This window comes from Sphingobacterium puteale (assembly GCF_003627955.1).
Classification (GTDB): Bacteria; Bacteroidota; Bacteroidia; order Sphingobacteriales; family Sphingobacteriaceae; genus Sphingobacterium; species Sphingobacterium puteale.
In genome coordinates, this window is sequence record NZ_RBWS01000001.1 from 328,259 (window position 1) to 353,515 (window position 25,257).

Sequence of the window (25,257 nt, forward strand, 5' to 3'; positions counted from 1 at the left end):
TTATCCCTTTTTTGGTTATTATTAAACATTAAATAAAGTCCCTTACCTTTATTTTTTTTCTATAAATTCTCAAACAAACTTCAAAATGATATAAAGAATTTTTGAGTCTTCAATATAACTGAAAATTTTATTGACAACCGTCATGCACTATGCTGACATTTACGCTATTTAACCTCTAAATTATCAATAATAACACCTTCTAAATCAGAAGAGTACAGCTTAACAAAATAGGTGCCCGCATTAATCATTGTCTTTGTATCAGTATTGATATAATTCCATTTGCCTACACGTGTAGGCTCCAATTGTATTGTAGTTTTAGGCACCAGCACATGCTTATCTTTGTCCAAAATTTCATAATAACCACGACGTGCTTCCTTAAATGGATTATGATACTTAATCGATAACGCATACACATCTGCCGCGCCAACCTGAAACTGCCAACCGATATAACCTTCATTTTTGTTGAATGCCACACGCTTTTGTCCTGCAAACTCGATTTCGGAAACACCATCACGCCAGCTACTTTGATAGGCCTTATAGTTTTTCACCTCTTTAAGGTCATACACGGGCAGCATCCCACTTTGCTGCTGAAATACCAGAATTTCCCCTTGCGTCTTGGTCGTTATGGAAAGCTCTTCCCCTGCCTGCAATACCTTACGGAATACGGCCAGATATTTCCCTGTATTCAATTGCACACTGTCTTTGGTCTGTTCAAAATCATCAGGCTGATTACTCCCCAATAAGAAAACATTGGTAGGCTCTTTAAAGTGTAGGCGATAGGTTCTATTGCTATCAAGCTCAAAATAATCTGAACCAAACAAGGAAGATGGTAAGGAGAAAAATGTTGTTTCAGTAATCCCTTCCCTTTTCAGGCAGCTACCTATATCCAACCAGCTGTGGAGCTTAATATCTTGATTCCCTAATTCAAGATTATAATGCTTTTGATCAAGCGATAAGGTTTTCCTGTTTTCTTTTGATGCAATAGCAATGGCCTGTATCACCGCCTGACCAGCATAAATACGTGGAAAATTAATAACAATCTTTCCATTCATGACTTTAATAGGATAGCTTTTTTTTAAGGCCCGCTGGAACCCAGCATTTTTATAAATATCAAACTGATGTTCCACAACTTGACCATTAATGGCAATATCAAAAACACGATCGCCTTTTCCCGATGAAAACTTCCCGTACCAGGGTTCGGCAAAATACAGTTCGACGAAATAATCTCCATTCGGTAAGTCAAATTGATACCCCAAGTTATCAAGCCCGTAGCGGAACGTCTGAAAAAGAGGCCAGTCCTTTGTTCCTTTGATAGGGTCAGAAATTATCCGTTGACTGGCAAAATTCGTGCTCATCCCATTGAATTTGTCCGCCCATGACCTACTTCCCCAGGCGAGCATGGGCCTATAAGGCTGGTCAGCCTGCCAGTATCCCCCATATTCATCGATATAAGTATCTCCGCCACAATTGACGCGATAGATATAATGATATCCCTGATCTGGTTTTAAAATCTTGGATTGCTGCTGCAAGGCAGCAAAATGTGGACTTTCAGGAAAGTTTTGTAATATAATGGTATCACGGGAAACCACTTTTCCAGCATTTCGTCCTTCAGCATAAAGTACATTGTAATTTACCTTGACACTATCAAAATTAATATGCTGTCCAAACCCTGGATGTTGCTTTTTTCCAAGCGATAACGAACCGAGATCATTGAAAAGTTCTACTTCATCACAATTCGAAAAAACACGAATATTATCTTTTATCCCAGGGGTCAACCAACGATTCGGCCAAGAATGCATGGCGATGTACACCATAGGCTGCTCTTTCTTACCATAATGCGATAAATACATATAATAAGCATCTGTGGGTTCCCCCCAGGGTGTCAACAACCCTTTATAATTAACCGGTCCAATCCGATCAATCTCACGATTTCCCTCTCCCCCCTGGATACGGCCAGGATTATCATGTGAGTTCCAAAGCCATAGATAATGGCCTACAGCGCTATCTTTCACAGACTCTGCCAAACGTACCTTGGTCTGTAAAATATCAGCAAAACGTTCTTCATTATAATTATTTTCGTTGGGTAGATAGGGCGGTTCGGCATGCATCCCCAGACTGCGCCAAGCACCATATTCACCCACGAGCTGTTGCTTTTTTAGATCGTCGCCATAGGTTTTTTGATCTCCCCCATAAGTACCCGTCCAATTTTGCGGTACGTCCCAATCAGTCCCACTACCGCCATTACATGTGGTTACTAAACGTTGTATAGATGCTGTTGGATCTAATTTGCGAATCAACGCAGTACATTCACGTGCAAAATCTTCCGGAAGCGTACTTTCATTTTCCAGTCCCCATAATATTACTGACGGACTATTTCGACGTTCGCGCACCCAATCCGTCAGCAATCTCTTAAAGTTCGCTCGAAATGCGGGCGTATCAAACCAGATGTGTGCCGCAAGCTGTGTCCATAACAAAATACCATGTTGGTCCCATGCCTGTTGATAACGCAGGTTATGTGGCTGATGCGCATCACGAAAGGAGTTGAACCCGAGTGCTCTGATCTGCTTAATCCGGGAATCGATCTCTTCTTTTTCGAAAGCGTGTGATTGCCCGAATTTATGTTCATACTCCGCAATACCGTTTATAAATACCGGTGCTCCATTAACTAAAAGACGTGGATCACCGGATGGTTTTAACCCTTTTGACCAACGAACAGCGCGAATTCCGTAAGGTGTTTCTATCTCGTCTATGATCTGTCGACCTATTTTTAACTTTATTTTTATGCGATACAAATAGGGTGAGGTCACAGACCATAATTGTGGATTGCTAAAAACAAGATCTTTCAATCTAATTTCCTTTATAGCATTTCCTTTAATCTGGTCTTTTGATGTAGATCGAACGATTAATTTTCCCTTTTGGTCCAAAACCTCCGTTATAAGCTCCAGATCTTTATTAACTTGGCTTTTATTACTCACTTCCACGACTTGGTGTACGACCGCCTTCTTATGATCAACGGTTTCATCATTCCAATAATGTTCACCAAAAGGCGTAATAGACACTTCATTTTTGATCAATAGACTCACTGGACGAAAAATTCCCATAGGCTGCGATCCTTCAGAAAATCCCCGCTCTGTCGAACAGCCTCCATCCACCCAAGGAAGATCCATAATATGTGCCGGATGATCTGCCCGAACGGCCAAAAGATTGGGACCCCCATCCAATTTGATCGCATCAGTGACATCCAGTGTAAATGTGGTTCTTCCCCCAGCATGATATCCTACCCGTATGCCGTTTAACCAAACTGTTGCATAGGATCCTACTCCCTCAAAAAATAAATAGAACCTATTTTTATTCCTTTGCTGTTTAAGAGAGAAAGTTTTTCGATACCATGAGTAACCGTGTAAATTGCCATGCAGCAATCTGCGATATCCTTCGTAGCCATCCCAGTTATGTGGGACATTTACTTTCCGCCAATCTTTATCTGTCTTAAAAGACAAACGGTGAAATCCACCGTACCTAGCAGAATCTTTTTGGTCCATTATCGTCAACCAGTCTGTATCCAGTGCAATCGTTTTACGGATTTTTTGACCATAGGAAAACATTCCGAATAATAATATACAGGCACAGCAAAACAGCCTACTCAACAGCATCAATCTGGTTTTCATTATTTCTTTAACTTCAATTCTTGATCGAAGGCATAGGACCTGCCCTTCTTTGTTTTGATTTTTACTTCGCGACTAGCATACCGCAAATGGAGTTCTTCTCCAGCAAGCGATTCAACAGTCACCTCCAATAACTGATTGTCTTTCCATTCCATATTAACCTGAAAAGCCCCCCGTGCTATGAGTCCCCTAACTTTACCCGTGCTCATTTCCTCTGGCAATGCTGGTAATAATTCAATCCCGTTGATATGGCTCTGAAGCAACATCTCGGTAATTCCTGAAGCTCCACCAAAGTTGCCATCGATTTGAAATGGTGGATGGGCATCGAATAGATTCGGATAGGAGCCGCCTCCTTGACCCGCCGGCCGCAATAGCATTTTAACCATGTGATAAGCATGCTGAGCATCTTTTAATCTAGCCCAAAAATTAATTTTCCAGGCCAGGCTCCAACCCGTTCCCTCATCACCACGTAGTATCAACGAACGTTTTGCAGCTTCGACCAATTGTGGCGTATGGGTCGTATTGATTTCGTCTCCTGGAAATAACCCCCATAAGTGGGATACATGACGATGTTTATTTTCTGGATCGTCCAAATCCATCAACCATTCCTGGAGCTGTCCATGTTGCCCAATTTGATTTGGTGCTATTTGATCTCGCATCTCCATAATTGAATCCCGCAATTGAACATCTTTCACCAATAACTTGGAACTTTGATCGAAAATATCAAACAACGAACGAATAATCTGATGATCCATTGTAGGTCCTTTGACCAAACCTCCATTTTCTGGAGAATTTGAAGGCGAGCTGACCAACCATCCCGTTACTTTGTCCTTGACAAGAAAGTCCTTGAAAAATAAGGTAGCATCCTTAATAATTGGATAATATTCTTTTAAAAAGTGTAAATCTTGCGTGTAAAGATAATGCTCCCAAAGATGTCGCACCAACCAAGCTCCACCTGTGGGCCATATACCATGGTTGGAATTATTAATGGGAGCTGTACCCCGCCATAAATCCGTATTGTGATGTAACACCCACCCCCGGGCAGCATAATATTCTTTGGCCGTTTCTGCACCCGCTACGTGAAGGTCTCGAATCATTTGGAATAAAGGTTGCTGCAGCTCAGAAAGATTCAATGCTTCCGTCGGCCAGTAGTTCATCTCTAGATTGATGTTGGTTGTATATTTACTTCCCCAAGATGGTTCCAAAAATGGATTCCAGATTCCTTGAAGGTTCATGGGTTGGCTTCCTTCTCTTGATGCAGCAATCTGTAAGTAACGTGCAAATTGTACATAAAGTGCCACAAGCCCAGGATCAGCATGCTCCACAGCACGTTGTAATCTCCTATCTATCGGGATTGTATCTAACTGGTTTACCCCGCCAAATTCTACAACGAAGCGATGATATAAACGCTGGTAATCTTTTTGATGGATTTGATACAATTGATCAAAGTTTAGCTTTGTTAATTTCTTAAATCTTTCCAATGCAACAGCAGCGTACTTCTCATCCAATTGTTGATAAGATTTAAAATTTGTTGCCGCACTCAAATAAAGCTGAGCTTCATCTGCTTGGTTCACCAAAAGTTCATCACCATCATAGGATAATTGGCCCCCTTTCAATTTGAGCTTTACGAAGACTGTTCCACGCATCGACCCATTCTTCACCCATGCTTCCAAGCAGATAGACGAATCAGCGATGTGATTAAGTTCATTACGCTGATGTTTGGTCTTTAGAGCAAGCCTAAAACTAACTTTTTTCTTCTGATCAGCCTGCAGTCGCACACCAATAAAATTGTTAGGCTGGCTCGCAAAATAGGTTCTTGTGTATTGTACTCCCTTGAAAGCATAATTGACCCGGACTTCGCCTTTATCCAAATCGAGTATACGGCTATAGTTTTCAGCGACATCGTGATCAAACTGCAGTCTCAATGAACCAAAAGGTTGATAGGATGCTTGATAACTCCCTATTTTCGGACTGCTTTGATCTTGAATATGGTATTTCCACTCTCCATTTAGCGAGATTAGTTTTCCGGTGGAACTTTTTAATCCTATTGACTGCTTTGTATCCTTATATCCAGCTACACCTCCTTTTCCTTCTAAATTGATCACCTGAATAGCGATACTATTCCGCCCTGTACGCAATAATCCCATCGGAATTTGATAGTGTCTCCTGGTTTCATCTCCCGCAGATTGGCCGACGAGCTCACCATTGATATAGGTGTAATCATTGGTTCGTATTTTATTTAAATCCAACGACCAGTGCTCAGCTAGATCATTTTTTGACAGGTTAAAATCATAACGAAACCACACTGCTCCGTCCAAGCCTTCCAGCCCCTCAGTTTCCCAACCCTCGTAATGCGGAACGGTAATAAGTGGCCATTTACTATCATCAAAAGAGAATTCAAAAGGACCATGTTTTTGTTTTCGGATGCGACCAATTTTGTCTAACCAAGCGGTAGGGTCCTCTGATTCACTTTTAACTCCCATAAACTCCTGCATCGCCAAAGATTCTGCTTCTTTCTGTTGGCCTTGATCCAGCAATTCGCGGATTTTTTGAAGATACTTTGATGCTCCTTTTTTATTGTAATTCCGTGGCCCATCGGTCCATAATGTCTCTTCATTAAACTGTAACTCTTCATTCCCAACTCCTCCATAAACCATGGCTCCCAGCCGTCCATTACCAATAGGTAAAGCCTCCTGCCACTGTTGGGCAGGACGATCAAACCACACACGTGCTTGTGCCAAAGCAGAACCCAAGGGGCATATCGATAAAACAGACACGATGAGATACAGGTATAAACGCATTATTTAATTTCTAAAGGATTTATATTTGATGAGAGCTGACCAGTTTTGTAGGTACCACGGAGAATTTGCTTTACTCTTGCTAGATTATTACCATGGACATAAATAGACTCATTCGCAGAGCCTACCATGTCTAAAAATAGCGCTGTACCTATTGTAGGAAAACAGCTCTGCACATCGACTGACTGACAGTTTTCCAGCTCGATGAGCGATTTATCTACCGCCGGTGTCGTGTTTTTTACATTTAATATATTCAGTTCTTTCCCATTATTGACAGACAATAATGAGCCTTGTTTGACCGCTACGTTGACGTTACTCAATGTCAAACCATTGACATTGAGTACTAAAAAACCGGTACTTCCTTGCATGTTGATATCCGAAAAAGCCACATTCTCTATGGGCATTTCTTCCAAGCCACGGATATAGCCAATACGGTTTGTTGTGCCAGATAAATTGTTAATATAGATATTCCTGAACTTAGGCGTGCGTTCACTAATAGGCCCTGGTTCACTTTTGGCATATTCCATATCCATGACGATTGCTTGATCTCTAATATCGCGCATGACAATATTGGATACTTGAATATTTTCCACAATACCTCCTCTACCTCTCGCAGTCTTTAAACGTATACCGCGATCCGTTCCATCAAAAATACAATTGGAAATCACAATATTTTTCACGCCACCCGACATCTCGCTTCCAATCACTACACCGCCATGTCCACGAAGCATTGTGCAGTTTGTGATCGTATAATTCTCCGCGGGAATATTGATCTTTCTTCCTGAGCGATCTTTGCCTGATTTTATGGTAATGCAGTCGTCCCCCACACTGATGTGGCAATTAGCGATCCGAACATTAGAACATGATTCGGGGTTAATACCATCGGTATTAGGCGAGGGCGGGTTATCGATGGTCACACCATCCACAGTAACATTATCACAATATTGTGGATTAATTGTCCAAAATGGCGAATTCTGAATTTTAATATCTTTGATCTGTACATTTTTACAATTCAAGAACTGTATAAAGGGCGGGCGTAGAAATCCTCTTTCGATCCATCCCGGAAGGTCCGGAGCCAAAACAGCCTTGTTGAGACGTTTAAACTCTTTTTGCCATTTACTGTCTTCAGTCTGCTTTTTAACTTCGACCTCTGAATAGCCCCACCACTTTTTACCATGTCCGTCGATCGTACCACGGCCTTGAATACTAATATTTTCAAGGTTATTGCCATAAAATAATGGCGAAAAATTGGTTACAGCAGTTCCCTCCCAACGGGATTCTACCATGGGTAAATAATCATCAAAATTATCGCTAAAATGCAACTCAGCGCCAGCATCAATATAAATGGTGATATTACTTTTCAGGTGAATTGGACCTGTTATATATTTTCCCGCCGGGAAATAGATGGTTCCTCCGCCTTTATTTACAGCTGCTGCAATAGCTTTCTTGATAGCCAATGTATTACTTTCGGTACTGTCTTTCCGTGCACCAAAATCCATCACATTTAGCCAAGCTTGCGCCTGCAAACCCAACATGGATAAACAAAGGAAAACAGTTATTATTCCGCGACGATAGTGCTTTCTGATCATATTAATTTAAGTTAATCTTACAATTTTTTAAATCCTTTTGTTGCAAAGACATCGTTCCATCCACATAGATGGTCAATCCCTTTCCTTTGTGGTATCTTTCACCGGTAGCATCCCAATAGATGTCGATGTTCCTATTGTGATACGTCAATTGAGTTAGCGCAAAATAGTCCCACTTATCTTTCGAAATCAATGGTTTTATCTCGAGCATAGAATCAGTTCGCGGTTTTATTCCGATTAAATCCTGGATAATGATATCCGCAAATGTAGAGTGGTTATAAAATTTACTTCTCGGATTGTCGCCTTTCAACCATGCTCCTGTCCGCTCATCTTGGTATTCACCAATATAAGGGTTACCGTTCATCACATGCGATTTTGCATATTTGTGAATCTGCTCGTATAAATCATTCGCATTTATCGCGTTATTCCGCTTGTAATCGCTTAAGTAATTAGCCATTCCACGGATCGTCTGCGAACTTGTGAAAGGCCAAATCGCACCATCCCATTCACAACTATGCCCTGTCCCGCGTGTTCTAAAGGTCGGTTCTCGTCGCTCGGCAGTCGTTGTTCCCCAAGGAGCATTAAATCCTGCCGTATCAGGCAACTGGAGCCAAGCTTTTCCATAAGTCGTTTTGTCCGGTGGTAAATGAAAGTACCAAGGGATAAAACCGATTGCTTCACGTGTGGGATGTAGTGGTCCTTTTTCCAGTTTTGTTTTAAAAAACTTATCATCTTTGTCCCAGAGTGAATCCAATACCAATTGACGTAGAGATTGTGCATAGGCGCTGTACTTTTTCTCCAATGCTGGATTTGACACCAATTTGGCAATTACTGCTATTGCCACAGCGTTGCCATACATATAACTATTGATTGATGGCCGCATATTATGCACTTTACGGCCACCGGAGACGGATTCCTCCATGCCATCTTGAACATCATATTGCCAAAAAAGACCATTTTTGCTTTTCCTCTCTTTCTCCCACTTTTCAAAGTCGAGATCCAGGTCCGATAGTCGATCTTTTAAATATTGCGTATCAGGATTGACTTTATAATAAGCTAATAAAGCATCCGGTAGCCATGAACTAAATTGATGGAATCTAGGCTTGGATTGCCCCTTATCAGCATGATAGAGCCAAAAATCCATGTATTCTTTTAAAAATGCATTGTTCTTCAACCATCGTCCCTCATATAAATGGTGGCCGAGTGCACAACTGATTGAATTATATTTTCCGGCATGCTTTACTGGTTCAATAAATTCTGTCACCAAGGTACCTTCTGGACTCGACTTGATATGTTTTCGATAAGACCACCATCGGAAATAATACGTTTGTTCAATCTCCTTATCGGGACAGTCCAATAAGGGAATATTTTTCTGCATCCACCCATAAGCAGCTTTATTGGGAATATTATTGATAACAGACTCGTTATCATTGGCATTGAATCTCTGAACGTAAGTTTGAAGTTTTTCAGCTAACTTTTCCTGCGCATTCCCATGTAGCGAGTATAATAGAAAAGCGAGCGCAACGATATTAATTTTCATTTCCCTGGTTATATCAAAAAGTGGATATTAGATTTGATTGAGTTTGCCGTAAAATACCCACTTCATTTATGTTATTTATCCTGTACTATCCTGAGCATACATGCTCATTTACAATTTTGTACCCTTAAAATAGCCAAATAGGTCATCAAGGTCATCTCCTTGATTATCCACATCAGCATTATAGGGATATACGAGCTGGCTGTCGTCCACGACACCTAAAATTAGAGCCTCTCCTTTCGGAATTTTCAGTTCGTTTGTTCCCGCAGGAAAGGAGTAAGTATGAATATCTACCACAGGCATGTACTGAATTCGGATCGCATTACGCACTTTTGCCTCTGCCTGGCCAAAATCGTTGGCACTCGCATCAATTTCCAGGACGGGCCTAGGGGCAAACACCTTATCTGTACTATTGAAATAGCCAACCAATATTTTTACAGGCTTCTGGGTTTTAAACCGGAGCTGTGTACCAGTTAACTTTTGTTTGCCTGCGTCTATCTGTACAGCCATCAGTCCTTCTAATTCCTGGGCTAAATGTGTAACTACAAGTTCCTGGTCCACATATAACTTTGCTCCTCTTTTTAAAGGGACCAATTGCTGATGATCAAAAAAGGTGATCTGTTGGGACATTAATCCCGCTTTTGAATGCGTAGGATTATCGTTCATCGTTGATAAGGAATCTATCGCATGTTTAAAGTTGTTCAATTCAGTTTCAAAGACAGGAAGCATCTCTTTCCAGTGAATGAATGTCGCATCTGCACCACGCATCGGTATTTTACGTTGTTTGGTCTGCATGCTGTTTGCATATAAATATGATGCAGTAGTAAGGTCCGTGAGTTTACGGTATTCCTCCACACTTCTTTCCAAATCAGGCAGGGCTTTCTCGAGCGCGTGAATATCGCGATCATATTTATATCGCAAAAGTTCAATGGCAGCCTTGACCTTATAACTATAATGATTTGCTAACAATTGATGGATTCGAATATCATTGACCCATCGATCAAATTCAGCCACATTTTTAGTTGGCTTTCCCAATCCCTTGATCAACGTTGCTGCGCGTTCCCCATGCTGCACAATTTCCCTTGCCACCTGGGCAGGTGTTTCTCCGATATGGCCTTCATGGTGGTAATCCTTCTCTACATAATCTATAATCATTTCTCCTTCTGGAGCCTCGGATTCATAAAGTAGGGTAAATAAGCCATAACGATAAGGATTAATCAATTGCGTCATCAACATTCCCAAAGAAGAGGTCTGTCTGTTGCCGTCTGTAATACCAAATCGTCGTAGGATTTTAGGTGATATCTCACCAATTTCTTCAATGGCCAACAGTAATTTTTGCGCATCCTGCTCAGGAACACCATAATATTGTACAAGCTCCTTCGACCAATAAGATTGCTCTTGTGACGAGTCTCGATTTTCATTCCATGCGTACCGCGCCCAAGCTTTGTACCACATCCAGTCCCGGTCTACTTGAAGCAGTCTATTATCGACCTTATCAGCTGCATATGGCCAATCCCAATACGAAGCCTGTGGATAAATATGAATGCCATTCGAATGATGGACTTCATGCATAGCTTTGACCGATTTTTGGATGAAATCAGGCGAGCCATAACGGAAGGGTTCCAAATTGGCCAAAATATGTACATTCTGAATATGTACGGTTCCGATATCACTTAATGAGCGATGCAATTCGGCCCATTTACCACGAGGAGTATAGGTCGTCAGTGCCTCGCCATTATATTTAGCCATTGTATACAGATTCTTATAAATTGGTAGTGCTGCTTGCATCACTGCCGGAGCGTCGGTATCATGAGCCCTTAGAATGATAGGGGGCTCACCCTTGGCGCGCGATGCATGTAATCCGTCCTGTACTCCGGGTATAATGGTCTTCGTAAACCAATTGATATCATCTTGTCCCACCCCTTCCATTGCTTCACCCAAAGTAATCAAGAGCCCTACATTTGGATATTTAGCCACAAAAGCGGCAATACTTTTTCGTGTGTAATCAGAAATTAAAGGTGTAATAATCCGATTGCGTTCCTGGGTCTTTAAACCATGACGATCGGCAAAAGGCTTAGGCAGGATAATGTTGTAAAACATCTGGATAATCCAAATTCCTCTCTTGTTGGCTTCTTTGGTCAAGAATGTATACATCTCCTCGTTTTTTTGGAATGTTGTCTCATCCACTTCAAGCGCATATGGATAATCCTTTAGTTTTACTAAAGAAGAAAAAGGATGTCCATTCCATAAATACAAGGCATTATACTTATTTTCGGCCATCATATCTAAATACTTCAACCATAATTTTTTATCATAAAACCAAGAAAAAGATTCAGGTGTATAAGGGTATTCGTAAATGTCATGTCCCGGCAAGTAAGTCGTTTTCTGAAGGCCGATGCTTGTCCCACGCATAACCATTTTTGGGCCATCGGCAAAAAAGAACCGTCCACCATTCAACCATTGTTTATGTGCAAGCAATGCCATACAACCATATAACACACCTGACTCATCAGCGCCGATTAATGAGATGGCCCCATTTTCGGTATTTCGATATAAAACAAAATGTTCCTTCTCGATCAACTGAACTTTAATTGAATCCGGTAAAGACTTCTTTTGCACCAGCGTACTCACCTCAATACCTGAAGTGTGGATGGCAATCGATTTGGACAGTTCTTCTTGTAGCAGATCTATTGCATATTGAAATCGCTCTCGATTTACGATGCGCTCCATGGTATAAAAAACGGCCCCTTTTTTATTTCCTGCATAAAGTTCACCAAGGAGAGAACAGACACAAAATACCATGCATAGTAGCCTTTTGTACATAATTGGTCATTTATAATTTACTAATAAATGTCAATTTTACACATAAATTTCCAAACATTGAAATACGTATCTCGTTTTTTACAAAAGCTATCCCTTACAAATACAGATTTACCTATTATTAACAAGAATATTTTAGTATTTTAGAGGATACTCAACAATAATTCATTGAAAAAATATTTGCTATTTCTAGATACAGAAACGTCTGGCCTACCGAAAAAATGGAATAAAAGGTACACAGAAAGCGATAATTGGCCACATGTACTGCAATTGGCTTGGATCATTTTTGACGAAGCCCAAAATGAGATCAAACGGAGCAATAAATATATCTACGAACCACTCATTCCAATCAGTCCGGCATCAGAGCAAATCCATGGGTTGACGCCCCCATTCTTAAGGCAATATGGTGAGAAGAAAAAAGATGTGTTGCGCAAGCTCAGTCATGACATTAAAAAATATAAACCGCAAATTGTCGGACATTTTCTTTCCTTCGATCTCCAAGTTTTATCAGCAGAGTTCTACCGATCGAACCTGGCTCTCCCATTTGGTGACTTAGATTATTTTTGCACACTGTTATATAGCAAAAGATACGTAAGAAACCCCAATATGGTCCATCTTCCGCTTTCTCTATTACATGAATCCTTTTTCTCGGCTCCGCCGGAATATATGCACGATGCAGAAAAGGATGCTGAGATTACGGCAAAATGCTATTTTGAAATGATTCAACGAAAAGATCTGACCCATCAAGATATCCTAAACCAACAAACAGAGTTTGATAACATATTCTAATGCTGTCCTCATGAAAAATCCCGAGGTTATTCTTTCCATACTGAAATCTACTCCCCCTTTTCAGGCACTGCCCGATTCCCTACAGCTCAGTATTATAGATATATTCCATGAATACCGCTTCTCCAAAGACACGCTTGTCTATCGACAGAACATTACCGACATGGATGGAGTCGACTTAATCTTTGAAGGCGAATACGAAACGTTCTTCTTGGATGACCTAGATAACAAAAGATTGACGGAAATTCACCATAAACCCTATTGTTTCGGCGGAATATCCGTCCTTTTGAATCGAACAAAAGCATTAAAATCTGTAATTGCCAAGAAAGGCACCGTCATTTATCGTTTGCCCCGGAAAAACTTTATTGAGCTATGCAACGCAAATGAAGAGTTTTTCCATTTTTTCACCAATTCTTTTGGCAGGAGAATGCTGGATGAAGAATTTTCTCATTTTGTCAAATCCCCAGCTTCTTTCGAAGAAAGCTATTTTGCAGCAGATCAATTATACTCAAGAAAGATCGAACACATCACCTACAAAGATATCGTTTCCTCTGCCCCAGAAACGCCCATCTATGAGGTTGCAAAGACAATGGCAAACCAAAAGGTAAGTTGCTTATTTATCAAAGACGACAATAGCATTATTGGTTATGTGACCGATATGACTTTGCGGGATAATGTAGTTGCTCAACAAATACCGGTCGACCATCCGATTGTGGAAGTCATGGACAATCCTATTGTTAGTATTTCTGATCAGTCTTATCTTTATGAGGCTGTATTAAAAATGTTCCGTACAAAATCAAGGTACCTGCTTGTGGAAAAAGAAGGAAACTATGTTGGCTTCCTAAGTCGTAATCGCCTGTTGAGCGAACAAGGACAATCGCCACTTGTATTCATTCAATCGGTAAAACTAGCAGAGACGCTGGATGAATTGCGCGAGAAATGGAACAATGTTCCGGAAATTATCCACCAATTGCTTGGTAGAGGTGTAAATGCCGAAATTGCCAATCAGGTGATCACGACGGTGGCAGATAGTATTGCGCTCAAAGTAATCGAAAAAGTAATCGGGGAAATAGGTGAACCTCCGGCAAAATTTGTTTTCATGGTCACGGGCAGCGAAGGAAGAAAAGAACAAACGCTGATGACGGATCAGGACAACGCAATTATCTATGAAGATAAAGCCAACGAACAGCGTGAATTGGTGCGTGATTATTTTCTCCGTTTCGCTACTCATGTATCCGATCATTTGAATACAATAGGTTTTAGCTACTGCACAGGTGGTTATATGGCTAGCAATCCCGAATGGACACACTCCCTTTCCCATTGGAAAAACAGCTACAAAAAATGGATTGAAGAGAGTGTTCCGGAAAATGCCATTAAGTTTTCAACATTTTTTGACTGCAGACGGCTATACGGCGCCCCGGAAATTATTGATCAGCTTAAAGAATTTCTCAATATCGAGTTACAGCGCCCTAATGATCGCTTTTTCGCGTTTATCGCCAAAAATGCCTTACAATATGAGCCGCCGTTAACATTTTTTAAAGCAATCAAAACACAAACCATCGGTTCATCGGAAGTCTTCAACATAAAAAAAGCGATGACACCTATCGTAGACTTGGTTCGTGTTTATGCCCTGAAAAACCGTATTTATGAAGAAAACACCGGCGGCAGGCTCAAACAACTGCTTGATTTGGGGGTTTTTACGCAGGAACAATATGAGGAATTGCATCAATCTTACTACTATCTGATGTCGATTCGCCTGAAAAATCAAGCGAATCAAATTCGGATAGCCAAATTAAGTCCAAACAATTATGTACCTATGGACAGTCTGACAAATATTGAGAAGGCAACCATTAAAGAAATATTTAAAACGATCAATAACTTTCAGCTGGGGATTAAAGTAAAATTCACCAGTAACCTCTTTGGGTAATGGCCCATTTTAATGACTCGGTACAACTGGAAGAATTTTCCCATCTGGACCAAACTGCAATTTGTCCATACAGACCTCCCGATTATAACCGGCAGCATCCCCCATTGTTATTCCGTTGGGGTAATTAAATCGATGGTAAATAATATGCCACTCATCTTTTCCCGGTACCTGAAGTATGGAGTTGTGCCCAGTACCAAAAATTCCGAGCGCCGCATCTTTCTGCAAAATGAGGTTATCATCAGGAACTTGAATTGGTCCCAAAGGAGATGTTGAAGTACCGTATCGAACCCGATAATTTTCACTACGGGTATCGTTTTCAGACCATAAAAAGTAATAAGTTCCCTTTCGGAAGAAAACATAAGTACCTTCGCGAAAGGTGCGATCCGGTGTTATTAGTTTAATCGAATTTTCCTTGATCGTGATCATATCTTTATTGAGCTCGGCCACAGCAAGATGTCCATTCCCCCAATACAGATAACTTTTACCTGTCTTAGGATCAGTAAAAACCGCGGGATCGATTTCTTGGCCGCCTTTCACACCATTCGGCTTAAAGTCTATCAACGGTTTACCTGAATCTTTAAATGGTCCTGTCGGTGAGTCAGCTACGGCAACACCTATTTTCTGGGCTGCTGTAAAATAAAAATAATACTTATACCCCCCTTTTACTTTCTTTTCTATGATTGTCGGTGCCCAGGCATGGTGCGTACCCCACAGAACATCTTTTTTTAAATCTAATATCACACCCTCATCTTTCCATTCCTTGAGGTTCGTAGAGGAAAAAGTTTTGAAGTAATATCCACCCCAACCGTCAAAGCCATCACTCGTTGGATAGATATAATATTTCTTTGTATTATTGGAATACAATACATCTGGATCTGCGTAAAAGCCTTCCAATACAGGGTTTTTCGTCTTATTTAAAGCAATATCTAGCGGTTTGCCCCAATGTTCCACTAATCTGTTTAATTCATTTTTTGAAATAGGCAAAACAGAGCCATGCCGCGGATGAAAATCCATATCAATCTGTTGATCTATCGCTTTAAAATGATGTAGATCCTGAGATTCACAAAACTGGTACTTCCCTTTTTTATAAACATCATACATGAGGACATAAGTATCGGATTGATTACGTTTAAAAATCCCAGATCCTTCCACATCGTCTGCAGTTACCTGTTTATAACCCGGTTGTTCCACCCATTTTCCAGAGGTCAAGGAATCTGTAATGGCTTGTTTTATGCCTTTTCCATCGCCCTCCGTTTTATAAAACAAATGATATAATCCATTTTTAACAATAATATCCCCATCTATACAGGATTGACCATTTTTAGGCAAAAACAACACCTTAGGTTCGCCCTCCAGATCCGTAAAATCACGATTAGCATAAGCATAATAAATCACATCGGGTTGATCTCCATATTTCATGGACCAGTAAACCATATATTTACCTACGCTTGGATCAAATATAGTCTGGGGCGCCCAAACCCGTTTTAAGTCTTTCTGCCCTTGATAACGTTGTTGGATGTTAATCACATGATGATCCCAGTGAATCAAATCTGTAGATTTTAACAAAACCATGGCCCGGTTAGAATCCCACCCTTTTGATGAAGTCATATCTGTTAATACCATATAAAATGATTTTCCATCTTGCGCACGTAGAATATGAGGATCCCTTACACCACCTGTACTGCTGATGCGTTTAGAATCCAATATGGGCTGATTATTGTTCAGTGCCCTGAATGTATAACCGTCAGTACTAATCGCAAAACAAACTGCCTCGTCTGCAACGGCATTTCCTTTAAAATAGGTAAATAAGTAAGCGGCAAAATCTTTTTCCGATGGACCAAATTTATATTCCTGAGCAACTACGCCGGATAAGGACCCAATGATTGAACAAACAGCCCCAATGATGGACATCAACTTTTTTGTATTCATAATAAAGTGCCTGCAGATAATCATCCTATTTCGTGGACATTTTAATCAAGGTAAATGAATAAGGCTCAAATGTTTCAACGAGCTTCTTTCCCTTATAAGTCACGGTATCTTCCTTTGGGCTAATAATTAATGGCTCTTCCAAACTGTTACTCACATTGAGGTCGGCATTTGCCAACGTGATCTTTTGAGCCGTCGCCAAGAGCTTTTTTCTCGAAACGATGTCTAGACTCACCTTTATGGGCTTACTGTTGTAATTGACCACTTTCAAAACCAACTGCTGCGAAAGATCGTCATAGACAGCAGAAGCATATAGGCTATCTCGTCCGGCAACGGGTTCGCCCTCACGTTTGATCGGAATAATAGACGTCCCTTTATTGGTGGCATACAATTTTTGTACTTGGTAGCTAGGCGTTCCATATACCTTCAAATTGTCAACCCAAATTAAGTCGGGCGACCATTGCCATCCATCTACATGGCCAAATAAAGGTGCATAAGACGCCATCTCGACAACATCAGCATTACGTTCAAGCCCAGTCATAAAAGCGGCTTCGGAAAGTGCGGCCTCCCAGGTACTTTTCCCCGGGCCGTTTGGCCGTGTTGTATGTGAAGCGTACTCACCCGCGAAAATCTTTACGCCATTTCGATCATAATTGTCATAGCGGCTTGCACTCGAAAGAAACCAGGATGGTGGACGGTAATAATGTTCATCTATGATATTTATATTCATCGCGCGAAGTTTTTCATTAAGGAAATCAAACCGGTCTCCCTCCGGATCAGTTCCTGAACTGGCGATAAGTGAAATTTCGGGATGCTTTTCGTTCAACGCTTTCTTAAAAACAGCCAACCGTTCAATATATTGAGGTCCCCAATTTTCGTTTCCAACCCCCAACATCTTGAGATGAAAGGGCTCGGGATGTCCCATTTCAGCACGCAATTTACCCCATTTTGTATCTATAGACCCATTGGCAAATTCGATCAGATCCAACGCATCCTGAACATATTCATCTAACTCCTCTAAGGGCACGACTTCACCGGTATTAAACTGGCATGCCATTCCACAATTGAGGATGGGGACCGGCGTTGCACCGATATCTTCTGCCAATAAGAAATACTCAAAAAATCCTAAACCAAACGTCTGAAAATAATCCGGCGTCAAACGATGTTTAAATTCGGTGTTCCAACGGTTGATGATCAACTCCCTTTCGGTAATTGGGCCAACCGTTTTCTTCCATTGGAATCTATTGGCAAGATCTTTACCTTCCACAATACAGCCGCCAGGAAAACGGATAAAACCAGGCTTCATGTCTGCGAGCATCTGAACCATATCCTTTCGCAAGCCCTTTGGTCTTCCTTTCCATGTATCTACCGGGAATAACGACAGCATATCAATATCTAAAGTACCTGATCCTGTAAACCAAACGTTTAATTTAGCCTTAGCTGTCGTTTCCGATACTGAAAATTTAACAGCGGCTTCGGACCATGATGTAGCCGCATTTAATGGAAATTCAGCTTCACCAATTACTTTATTCTGTTCGTTTAAAACTTCGACATGGATTTTCATGCCAGTCGCAGCACGCTGATACTGCAGAGAAAACTCGTAAGCTTCCCCTGATTTAACGCCCATACCTCTAAAACCTTCATTTTGCAGTCCCAATTTCAGATTGGTCGTATTATTTAGTCTTAGATAACGTTTGTTCCCTTTGCGCTTACTGTCGTTTAACAGTAAATAAGTGCCTTCAGGTCCATTTTCCAGCTTCTTCCAGGCCATCCATGGCTGATCGAATTCAAACGATCTATTTTTCACCAATTCGGCATAGATCCCTCCATCGGCGCCCAAATTGATATCTTCGAAAAAGACACCCCACATGTGCGGCGATATTTTGCCCGTAGGTTTGTCCAACTGTATATTCAGTTCAATTGGGGACTGCGCCACTGCCGAAGAGCCTAAACCCGCCAGCAATAGCATCATTGACACAATTTTCTTCATCTATTAGAATTATTTATCTTTTCTATTATGTTTAATGGTAAATGAACTCGTTCCACTCGGTTACATACTGATCAATCCTTCATTTATCAGGTCTTTACAAAATGCTACATTAACTCCAGTACAATAACAGAAAACGCAGGAATATCAACCTCAATAGTTCCATCCACAATTTTTGCATCTTTATAAACCACAGGTGTAATCACCGTAGGTTTTTTAAATGAATTGTAATCTCTTAGATTCTTAGAAGTAAGGATCCGACCGGTGACTTTTGCCGCTTTGACCGAGCCAAGGTCCACGCGTACTTTATTTTTCCTTTTTGGATCTATATTCACTAAAGAAATATGTGTGCGCCCTTGTTTGTCTTGTGATGCAGAAACAGACACCGCCGGAATCTTTTCGTTATTAAATTCAAAATCTGTTGATTGAAGAGAAATGGGGATTAATTTCGCATCCTGATGCACCTTATACATTTCCATCACATGATAAGTGGGTGTTAGGATCATATTCTTACCCTCGGTCAAAATAACAGCCTGCAAAACATTTACGGCTTGTGCCAGATTAGCCATTTTAACACGGCGGGCATGATTATTGAAAATATTCAACGTCATCCCCGCAATCATGGCATCACGCATCGTATTCTGCTGATAAAGGAAGCCGGGGTTTGTACCTGGTTCAACCTCATACCAGCCGCCCCACTCATCAACGATCAGGTCTACTTTTCCTTTTGGATCATACTTGTCCATAATGGCAATATTCTTTTCCACCAGTTCATTCATGAACCAAGCCGACTTCATCGTCCTAAAATATTGTTCTTCCGAATACTCGGTCGCTGATCCTTTCTTGTCCCAGTTGATCACGGCATAATGATGCAGACCCATACCCTTCATCAGACCACTCGGTATTTTCTTCATTAAGGTCTCGGTCCAGTTGTAGTCTGCGCTATTGGCTCCAGAAGCAATTCGATATAAGCCGCTTCCATTTGTCCAATCCGACATAAATGTGGCGTATTTACGGTAAATATCCGTGTAGTAATCAGCAGTCATGTTTCCACCACAGCCCCAGGCTTCGTTTCCCACACCCCAAAACTTTACCTTCCAAGGTTCTTGTCGACCATTTTTTCGTCGCCAATCCGACATGGGGCTTTCTCCCTTAAAATTCACATATTGGACCCAGTCGGCAAGCTCTTGCACCTCACCGCTCCCCACATTACCCGCCAGATAAGGTTCTGCACCAAGTAATTCACACATATTGAGAAAATCGTGTGTACCAAAGGAGTTATCCTCTGTCACTCCACCCCACCAATTATTAACAATAGCAGGGCGCTGTGCTTTGGGGCCGACCCCGTCTTTCCAATGATAGGTATCCGCAAAACATCCCCCCGGCCAACGTAAATTGGGAATGTTCAAATTCTTAAGGGCTTCGATAACATCTTTCCGGACGCCATCAGCATGGGGAATCGAGTCATTTTTCTCACCGACATAAAATCCATCATAAATACAGCGCCCCAAATGTTCGGCAAAATGTCCATAGATATGTCGGCTTATAATCTGCTCCTGCTGCGGCGTTTCTAATCTTACACTACTCTGTCCATACAGTAATCCAGTGGCCAGCGTAAAAGCAACGCCTAATTTTAATCTTAGTTTCATGATCTAAACTTCATTATTTAACACGGAATCGGTAAGTTGTTTTTGAACTATATTTTTCTCCGGGTTTCAATACCGTTGATGCAAAATTGGGATGGTTCGGTGCGTCCGGAAAATGTTGTGTTTCCAGACAGAATGCCGAACGGAAGGGATAAACTTTTCCTTCTTTTCCTTTTGGATCTGAATCCTTCATAAAATTACCGCTGTAAAATTGCAGGCCGGGCTCTGTTGTGTAGACCTGCATTTCAATGCCCGTTTTCGAAGCATATACCGCAGCTACTTTCTGGAAACCATCCTTCTTGTTAAGTTCAAAATTATGATCATAGCCTTTTCCGATCTTCAATTGTGCATTTTCATCTTCAATATGGGCTCCCACAAGCTGTGGTTCTGTAAAATCAAATGCTGTACCTGCAACAGGCAAACTCTTTCCTGTCGGAATTAACGTATGATCAACCTCTGTTATCGCCTTTGCATCAATTTGAAGTTCATGATCTAAAATAGAAGAATCGCCGGCACCATTAAGATTAAAATAGGCGTGATTTGTCAGATTTAAAACAGTTTCTTTGTCCGTCGTTGCTAGATAATCAATGGCCAACCCACCATTTTCTTCGAGTGTGTAAGTAACCTCCATTTTGACTGTTCCGGGATAACCGGCCTCTTTATCGGGTGAGGTATACGCCAGTGTTATCGAGGTAGCCGTATGATTGATTACATCCCAGACTTTGTTGTATACGCCATTTGTCCCACCATGAAGCGAATTCTCACCATCATTTTTTTCCAGGGAATAAGACTCCCCATTCAGAGTGAAAGAAGCTTTACCTATACGGTTACCATAACGTCCCACAATTGCTCCGTAAAAATTATTATAGTTTTCCTTGTATTCCTTCGCTGAATCATAACCCAAAATTACATCCGTAACACCGCCGTCTTTATTCGGAACTTTTAATGTCACCAATCGCGCGCCATAATTCGTGAGTGTGACAGCTAATTTATCATTCTTTAGTTGAAACAATTTAACCTCTTTACCATCAATCTGACTGTCGAAGGCCTGATTCGACGTAGAATCAGCCGAAGTTGCCGCTTGCTTATTTTGAGTCGAAGAGGACTGACATCCATACGCTAAAGAAGCACAAGTCAACAAACCAATAATAATTTTCTTATTCATCTGTATTTAAGTTTTTATTCCATCATCCAAGATGGAGTTTCCTAGTTACATTAGGAAGGGTTCATAATAATTTCTAGCATTCAAAAGTGGCCATTTTACCAAAAACGAACATAAATCGCGGTCACCAACAATAAGGTTACAACAATTAATGCCAATACGGATGGTTCAACCTTGAACATCGATTTATCCAAGACAAAAGCTTTTGGATTAATTTTTGGCCCAAATAAGCTTACGCCTATCATGGCTATCATGGTAAAAACAAACGCCAGTCCCATACAGATCTGGAATGGAATCTCATAAACCCCAGCTTTATTTGGATAAGCTGTATAGATCCATGTTTCCGGTCCGAAAACTTTTGTTGCAAACTCGTTAAAAAATACGGACAAAGCAAAGCCCGTGACAAGCCCTGTAATGGCGGCAGCCCCCGTCGTTCTTTTCCAAAACATGCCCAATAAAAACATCGCAAAAACACCAGGGCTGATAAATCCAGTATATTTCTGGATAAAAGTAAACCCGCCGGCGCCACCGATGCCCAAAGCATCATTCCAGGTAAACAATACGGAAAGTAAAATAGAGATAACAATAGTTATCTTGCCAACCCATACCATTTTTGCTTCGCTCGCATCTTTATTGATATATTTTTTAAAGATATCCAATGTAAAGATTGTTGCAATACTGTTGGCCTTTCCGGCCAATCCCGCCACAATAGCAGCTGTAAGTGCTGCCAGCGCAAGCCCCTTCATGCCATTTGGCAGATAACCCAATATCGCCGAATAAGCATTATCGGCATGAAACACACCTCCCGGAGCCATTTCCTGTTGCAAGGCTCCATTTTTATATAACACATAAGCAGCAATCCCCGGTAGCATCACGATAATTGGCATAAACAATTTAAGAAAACCGGCAAAAAGAATTCCAGTACGCGCCGTTTTTAAATCAGCTCCCAAAGCTCGCTGCGTGATATATTGATTACAGCCCCAGTAATTTAGGTTGACAATCCAGATTCCTGCAAGATACATCCCTATTCCTGGCAACATCAGATACTTATTAATTTCTTCCTGACTAGCCCCCGGCCCAGGTTTGGAAACAAACAAATTAAAGTGTTCCGGCGAATCTTCCATCAACTTATTAAAACCAGCCAATACATCCTTGCCTAATCCAAAATGCTCACTTACTAAAGTTAACGCAACATACGTTGTAGCAATACCACCAATAATCAGTACCACAACTTGGATAACATCCGTAAAACCGATCACCCGCATTCCTCCCAATGTGATAACCACAGCAAACACGGCCAAAGCCACCGTGATCGTATGGAAGCTATCTCCACCACCTGCCATACTAGAAATGGCAATGGCTCCTAAATATAGAATCGACGTCAGGTTGACAAATACATACAAAAACAGCCAAAAAATAGCCATGATAAGGCTTGTTGTTTCATTGTATCGGTTATTTAAAAACTGTGGCATGGTGAAAATCTTATTTTTTAGATACACCGGGATAAACCAAACCGCAACAATGATAAGCGCCACCGCAGCAATAAGTTCATACGCTGCTACAGCAATTCCAACTTCAAATCCATTACCGCTCATTCCTATAAACTGCTCCGCAGAAATATTGGATGCAATCAATGAGGAGCCGATCGCCCACCAGGTCAGTGACCCTTCCGCCAAAAAATAATCCTTGCTGCTGCTTAGACTATTCGTCTTCTTGCGATAAATCCAGTAGCCATAGCCTGCCACGATAAAGAAGTAAATCACGAATATAACGTAATCTACCGTTGCAAATTTTTCCATATTTTCCAAATTGGTTATTTATCAAATAAGCCATTTATGCCCCGAAGATTGGGTACATAAATGGCTTACAAACTATTACTTACTCAGTAAATAATAAAGTTCATTCCATTTCAATTGATCTTCGAGGTTTGCAACCGTAGTCTTCTCATCAATCAACACATATTCTAACCCTGCTATGCGCGCAAAATCTTCAAGATATTCAGGTGTCAAACTCAAGCTATAAGCGGTATGGTGAGCACCGCCAGCAACGATCCAGGCACTACAACCTGTTTTCATATCTGGAAGCGGTTTCCATAATACCCGGGCAACTGGAAGTTTTGGTAACTCTTCTTCGACAGAAACCCCTTCAACCTTATTGACGATCAATCGAAAACGTGTCCCCATATCAACCAGCGAAGCATTGAGTGCATCTCCGCTCTGCCCGTTAAAGACGAGACGAGCCGGATCCGCTTTGCCGCCTATTCCCAATGGATGTACCTCAATTCGCGGTTTGTCAGTAGCCAAGGCTGGATCGACTTCCAACATGTGTGAACCCAAAACCATGGCATTTTGCGGATCAAAATGATAGGTATAGTCCTCCATAAATGCTGTCGTTCCTGCCAGACCAGCTCCCATGACTTTACATGCTCTGACCAAGGCCGGCGTTTTCCAGTCCCCCTCACCGGCAAAACCGTATCCTTCGGCCATTAAGCGCTGTACCGCCAAGCCCGGAAGCTGCACCATGCCATGCAGGTCTTCGAAAGTATCTGTAAAACCTTTAAAATTGCCTTGCGCTAAGAATTTGCGTAACCCGATTTCAATTTTAGCAGCTTCAATCAGATTGTCATGAAATTCACCACCGACCTTTACGTTTTCTGCCAGTTCATACGTAGCTTCATACTCGGTCAATAAAGCCTCTATTTCTTCATTAGTGCTCGCGTTAATAACCTGAACCAAATCACCAATGGCATAGGTATTTACAGAAAAACCAAATTGAGATTCCGCTTCCACCTTGTCGCCATCCGTAACAGCTACATAACGCATATTGTCGCCGAACCGCGCAAATTTGGCGCCTTGCCAGTCATGCCAGCCTGCTGCGGCACGTGACCATACATTAATACGCTCCAATACTTCAGGGTCTTGCCAATGTCCGGTCACCACTTTACGGCCTATTTTCAATCGGCTTACAATGTGGCCAAATTCACGGTCGCCATGTGCGCTTTGATTGAGATTCATAAAATCCATGTCAATACTGCTCCAAGGAATATCCTGATTATACTGGGTATGTAAATGCAATAATGGTTTTTGTAAAGCTTTTAATCCTCTGATCCACATTTTAGCAGGCGAGAATGTATGCATCCATGTAATGATACCGATACAATTTTTTTCGCTATTGGCAGCTGTTAACGTTGCATAAATTTCATCTGTATTTTTGACGATCGGTTTATATCTCACTGCCACAGGAATCACCGTATGTGCATTTAAATAGTTTGCGATTTCCTCGGCATGTATTGCAACTTGGCGTAAGGTCTCTTCTCCATATAGATCTTGGCTTCCAACGATAAACCAGACCTCAAGTTCTTTTAAATTAATATTCATTTTTAAATAGTAGTTTTTTTGCTATTGTTTTTTATCATCACGA

The 25,257-nt window shown here is 41.2% G+C and carries 13 protein-coding genes; 2 read left to right on the plus strand and 11 right to left on the minus strand.

Annotation, left to right across the window (positions count from 1 at the left end; translation table 11 throughout):
• Positions 1–164: 164 nt before the first annotated feature.
• The 5 genes from D7322_RS01185 to D7322_RS01205 all read right to left on the minus strand — a co-directional run bounded on the left by D7322_RS01185 (position 165) and on the right by D7322_RS01205 (position 12,406).
• The gene (locus tag D7322_RS01185; RefSeq protein ID WP_245971221.1) at positions 165–3,665 is read right to left on the minus strand and encodes a malectin domain-containing carbohydrate-binding protein; all 3,501 of its coding nucleotides are present in this window, start codon (positions 3,663–3,665) and stop codon (positions 165–167) included.
• Entirely contained in the window at positions 3,665–6,463 is a 2,799-nt protein-coding gene (locus tag D7322_RS01190) for a glycoside hydrolase family 95 protein (RefSeq protein ID WP_121120648.1), read from the minus strand. Before D7322_RS01190 ends, D7322_RS01185 begins: the two co-directional genes overlap by 1 nt.
• Complete coding sequence (locus D7322_RS01195) at positions 6,463–8,049, minus strand: glycoside hydrolase family 28 protein (RefSeq protein WP_183078576.1); 1,587 nt, start codon at positions 8,047–8,049, stop codon at positions 6,463–6,465. The genes D7322_RS01190 and D7322_RS01195 overlap by 1 nt, the downstream gene beginning before the upstream one ends.
• Position 8,050: 1 nt before the next feature.
• Positions 8,051–9,586, minus strand: a complete 1,536-nt coding sequence (locus tag D7322_RS01200; RefSeq protein ID WP_121120650.1) for an MGH1-like glycoside hydrolase domain-containing protein — start codon at positions 9,584–9,586, stop codon at positions 8,051–8,053.
• Positions 9,587–9,694: 108 nt separating this feature from the next.
• Positions 9,695–12,406, minus strand: a complete 2,712-nt coding sequence (locus D7322_RS01205; RefSeq protein ID WP_147430275.1) for an alpha-d-galacturonidase — start codon at positions 12,404–12,406, stop codon at positions 9,695–9,697.
• A 165-nt stretch (positions 12,407–12,571) separates the two neighbouring features.
• On the opposite strand from D7322_RS01205, the gene D7322_RS01210 reads away from it, so the two are divergent.
• Together D7322_RS01210 and D7322_RS01215 are read left to right on the plus strand one after the other, a co-directional pair.
• Complete coding sequence (locus D7322_RS01210; RefSeq protein WP_183078577.1) at positions 12,572–13,192, plus strand: 3'-5' exonuclease; 621 nt, start codon at positions 12,572–12,574, stop codon at positions 13,190–13,192.
• 10 nt (positions 13,193–13,202) lie between these two features.
• Entirely contained in the window at positions 13,203–15,116 is a 1,914-nt protein-coding gene (locus D7322_RS01215) for a DUF294 nucleotidyltransferase-like domain-containing protein (protein ID WP_121120653.1), read from the plus strand.
• A gap of 9 nt (positions 15,117–15,125) precedes the next feature.
• Here the strand turns inward: D7322_RS01215 and D7322_RS01220 are convergent, their stop codons facing one another.
• From D7322_RS01220 to araA, 6 genes are all read right to left on the minus strand, one after another.
• Entirely contained in the window at positions 15,126–17,045 is a 1,920-nt protein-coding gene (locus tag D7322_RS01220) for a family 43 glycosylhydrolase (RefSeq protein ID WP_121120654.1), read from the minus strand.
• 25 nt (positions 17,046–17,070) lie between these two features.
• The gene (locus D7322_RS01225) at positions 17,071–19,032 is read right to left on the minus strand and encodes an alpha-L-arabinofuranosidase C-terminal domain-containing protein (RefSeq protein ID WP_121120655.1); all 1,962 of its coding nucleotides are present in this window, start codon (positions 19,030–19,032) and stop codon (positions 17,071–17,073) included.
• 104 nt (positions 19,033–19,136) lie between these two features.
• Entirely contained in the window at positions 19,137–20,678 is a 1,542-nt protein-coding gene (locus D7322_RS01230; RefSeq protein WP_121120656.1) for an alpha-N-arabinofuranosidase, read from the minus strand.
• Between the two features lie 13 nt (positions 20,679–20,691).
• Positions 20,692–21,840 carry an aldose epimerase family protein gene (locus D7322_RS01235; RefSeq protein ID WP_121120657.1) on the minus strand — a complete coding sequence of 383 codons (1,149 nt, stop codon included), beginning with the start codon at positions 21,838–21,840 and terminating at the stop codon, positions 20,692–20,694.
• 95 nt (positions 21,841–21,935) lie between these two features.
• The gene (locus tag D7322_RS01240; RefSeq protein ID WP_121120658.1) at positions 21,936–23,636 is read right to left on the minus strand and encodes a sodium:solute symporter family transporter; all 1,701 of its coding nucleotides are present in this window, start codon (positions 23,634–23,636) and stop codon (positions 21,936–21,938) included.
• A 75-nt stretch (positions 23,637–23,711) separates the two neighbouring features.
• Positions 23,712–25,214: an L-arabinose isomerase gene (gene araA / locus D7322_RS01245; protein WP_121120659.1), complete on the minus strand. Its 1,503-nt coding sequence runs from the start codon at positions 25,212–25,214 to the stop codon at positions 23,712–23,714.
• Positions 25,215–25,257 lie beyond the last annotated feature (43 nt).

Bases quoted from the DNA above. Each gene is read 5' to 3' on its own strand.
- D7322_RS01185 (WP_245971221.1), bottom strand. From the start codon at position 3,665: ATGAAAACCAGATTGATGCTGTTGAGTAGGCTGTTTTGCTGTGCCTGT.
- D7322_RS01190 (WP_121120648.1), bottom strand. From the start codon at position 6,463: ATGCGTTTATACCTGTATCTCATCGTGTCTGTTTTATCGATATGCCCC.
- D7322_RS01195 (WP_183078576.1), bottom strand. From the start codon at position 8,049: ATGATCAGAAAGCACTATCGTCGCGGAATAATAACTGTTTTCCTTTGT.
- D7322_RS01200 (WP_121120650.1), bottom strand. From the start codon at position 9,586: ATGAAAATTAATATCGTTGCGCTCGCTTTTCTATTATACTCGCTACAT.
- D7322_RS01205 (WP_147430275.1), bottom strand. From the start codon at position 12,406: ATGTACAAAAGGCTACTATGCATGGTATTTTGTGTCTGTTCTCTCCTT.
- D7322_RS01215 (WP_121120653.1), top strand. From the start codon at position 13,203: ATGAAAAATCCCGAGGTTATTCTTTCCATACTGAAATCTACTCCCCCT.
- D7322_RS01220 (WP_121120654.1), bottom strand. From the start codon at position 17,045: ATGAATACAAAAAAGTTGATGTCCATCATTGGGGCTGTTTGTTCAATC.
- D7322_RS01225 (WP_121120655.1), bottom strand. From the start codon at position 19,032: ATGAAGAAAATTGTGTCAATGATGCTATTGCTGGCGGGTTTAGGCTCT.
- D7322_RS01230 (WP_121120656.1), bottom strand. From the start codon at position 20,678: ATGAAACTAAGATTAAAATTAGGCGTTGCTTTTACGCTGGCCACTGGA.
- D7322_RS01235 (WP_121120657.1), bottom strand. From the start codon at position 21,840: ATGAATAAGAAAATTATTATTGGTTTGTTGACTTGTGCTTCTTTAGCG.
- D7322_RS01240 (WP_121120658.1), bottom strand. From the start codon at position 23,636: ATGGAAAAATTTGCAACGGTAGATTACGTTATATTCGTGATTTACTTC.
- araA (WP_121120659.1), bottom strand. From the start codon at position 25,214: ATGAATATTAATTTAAAAGAACTTGAGGTCTGGTTTATCGTTGGAAGC.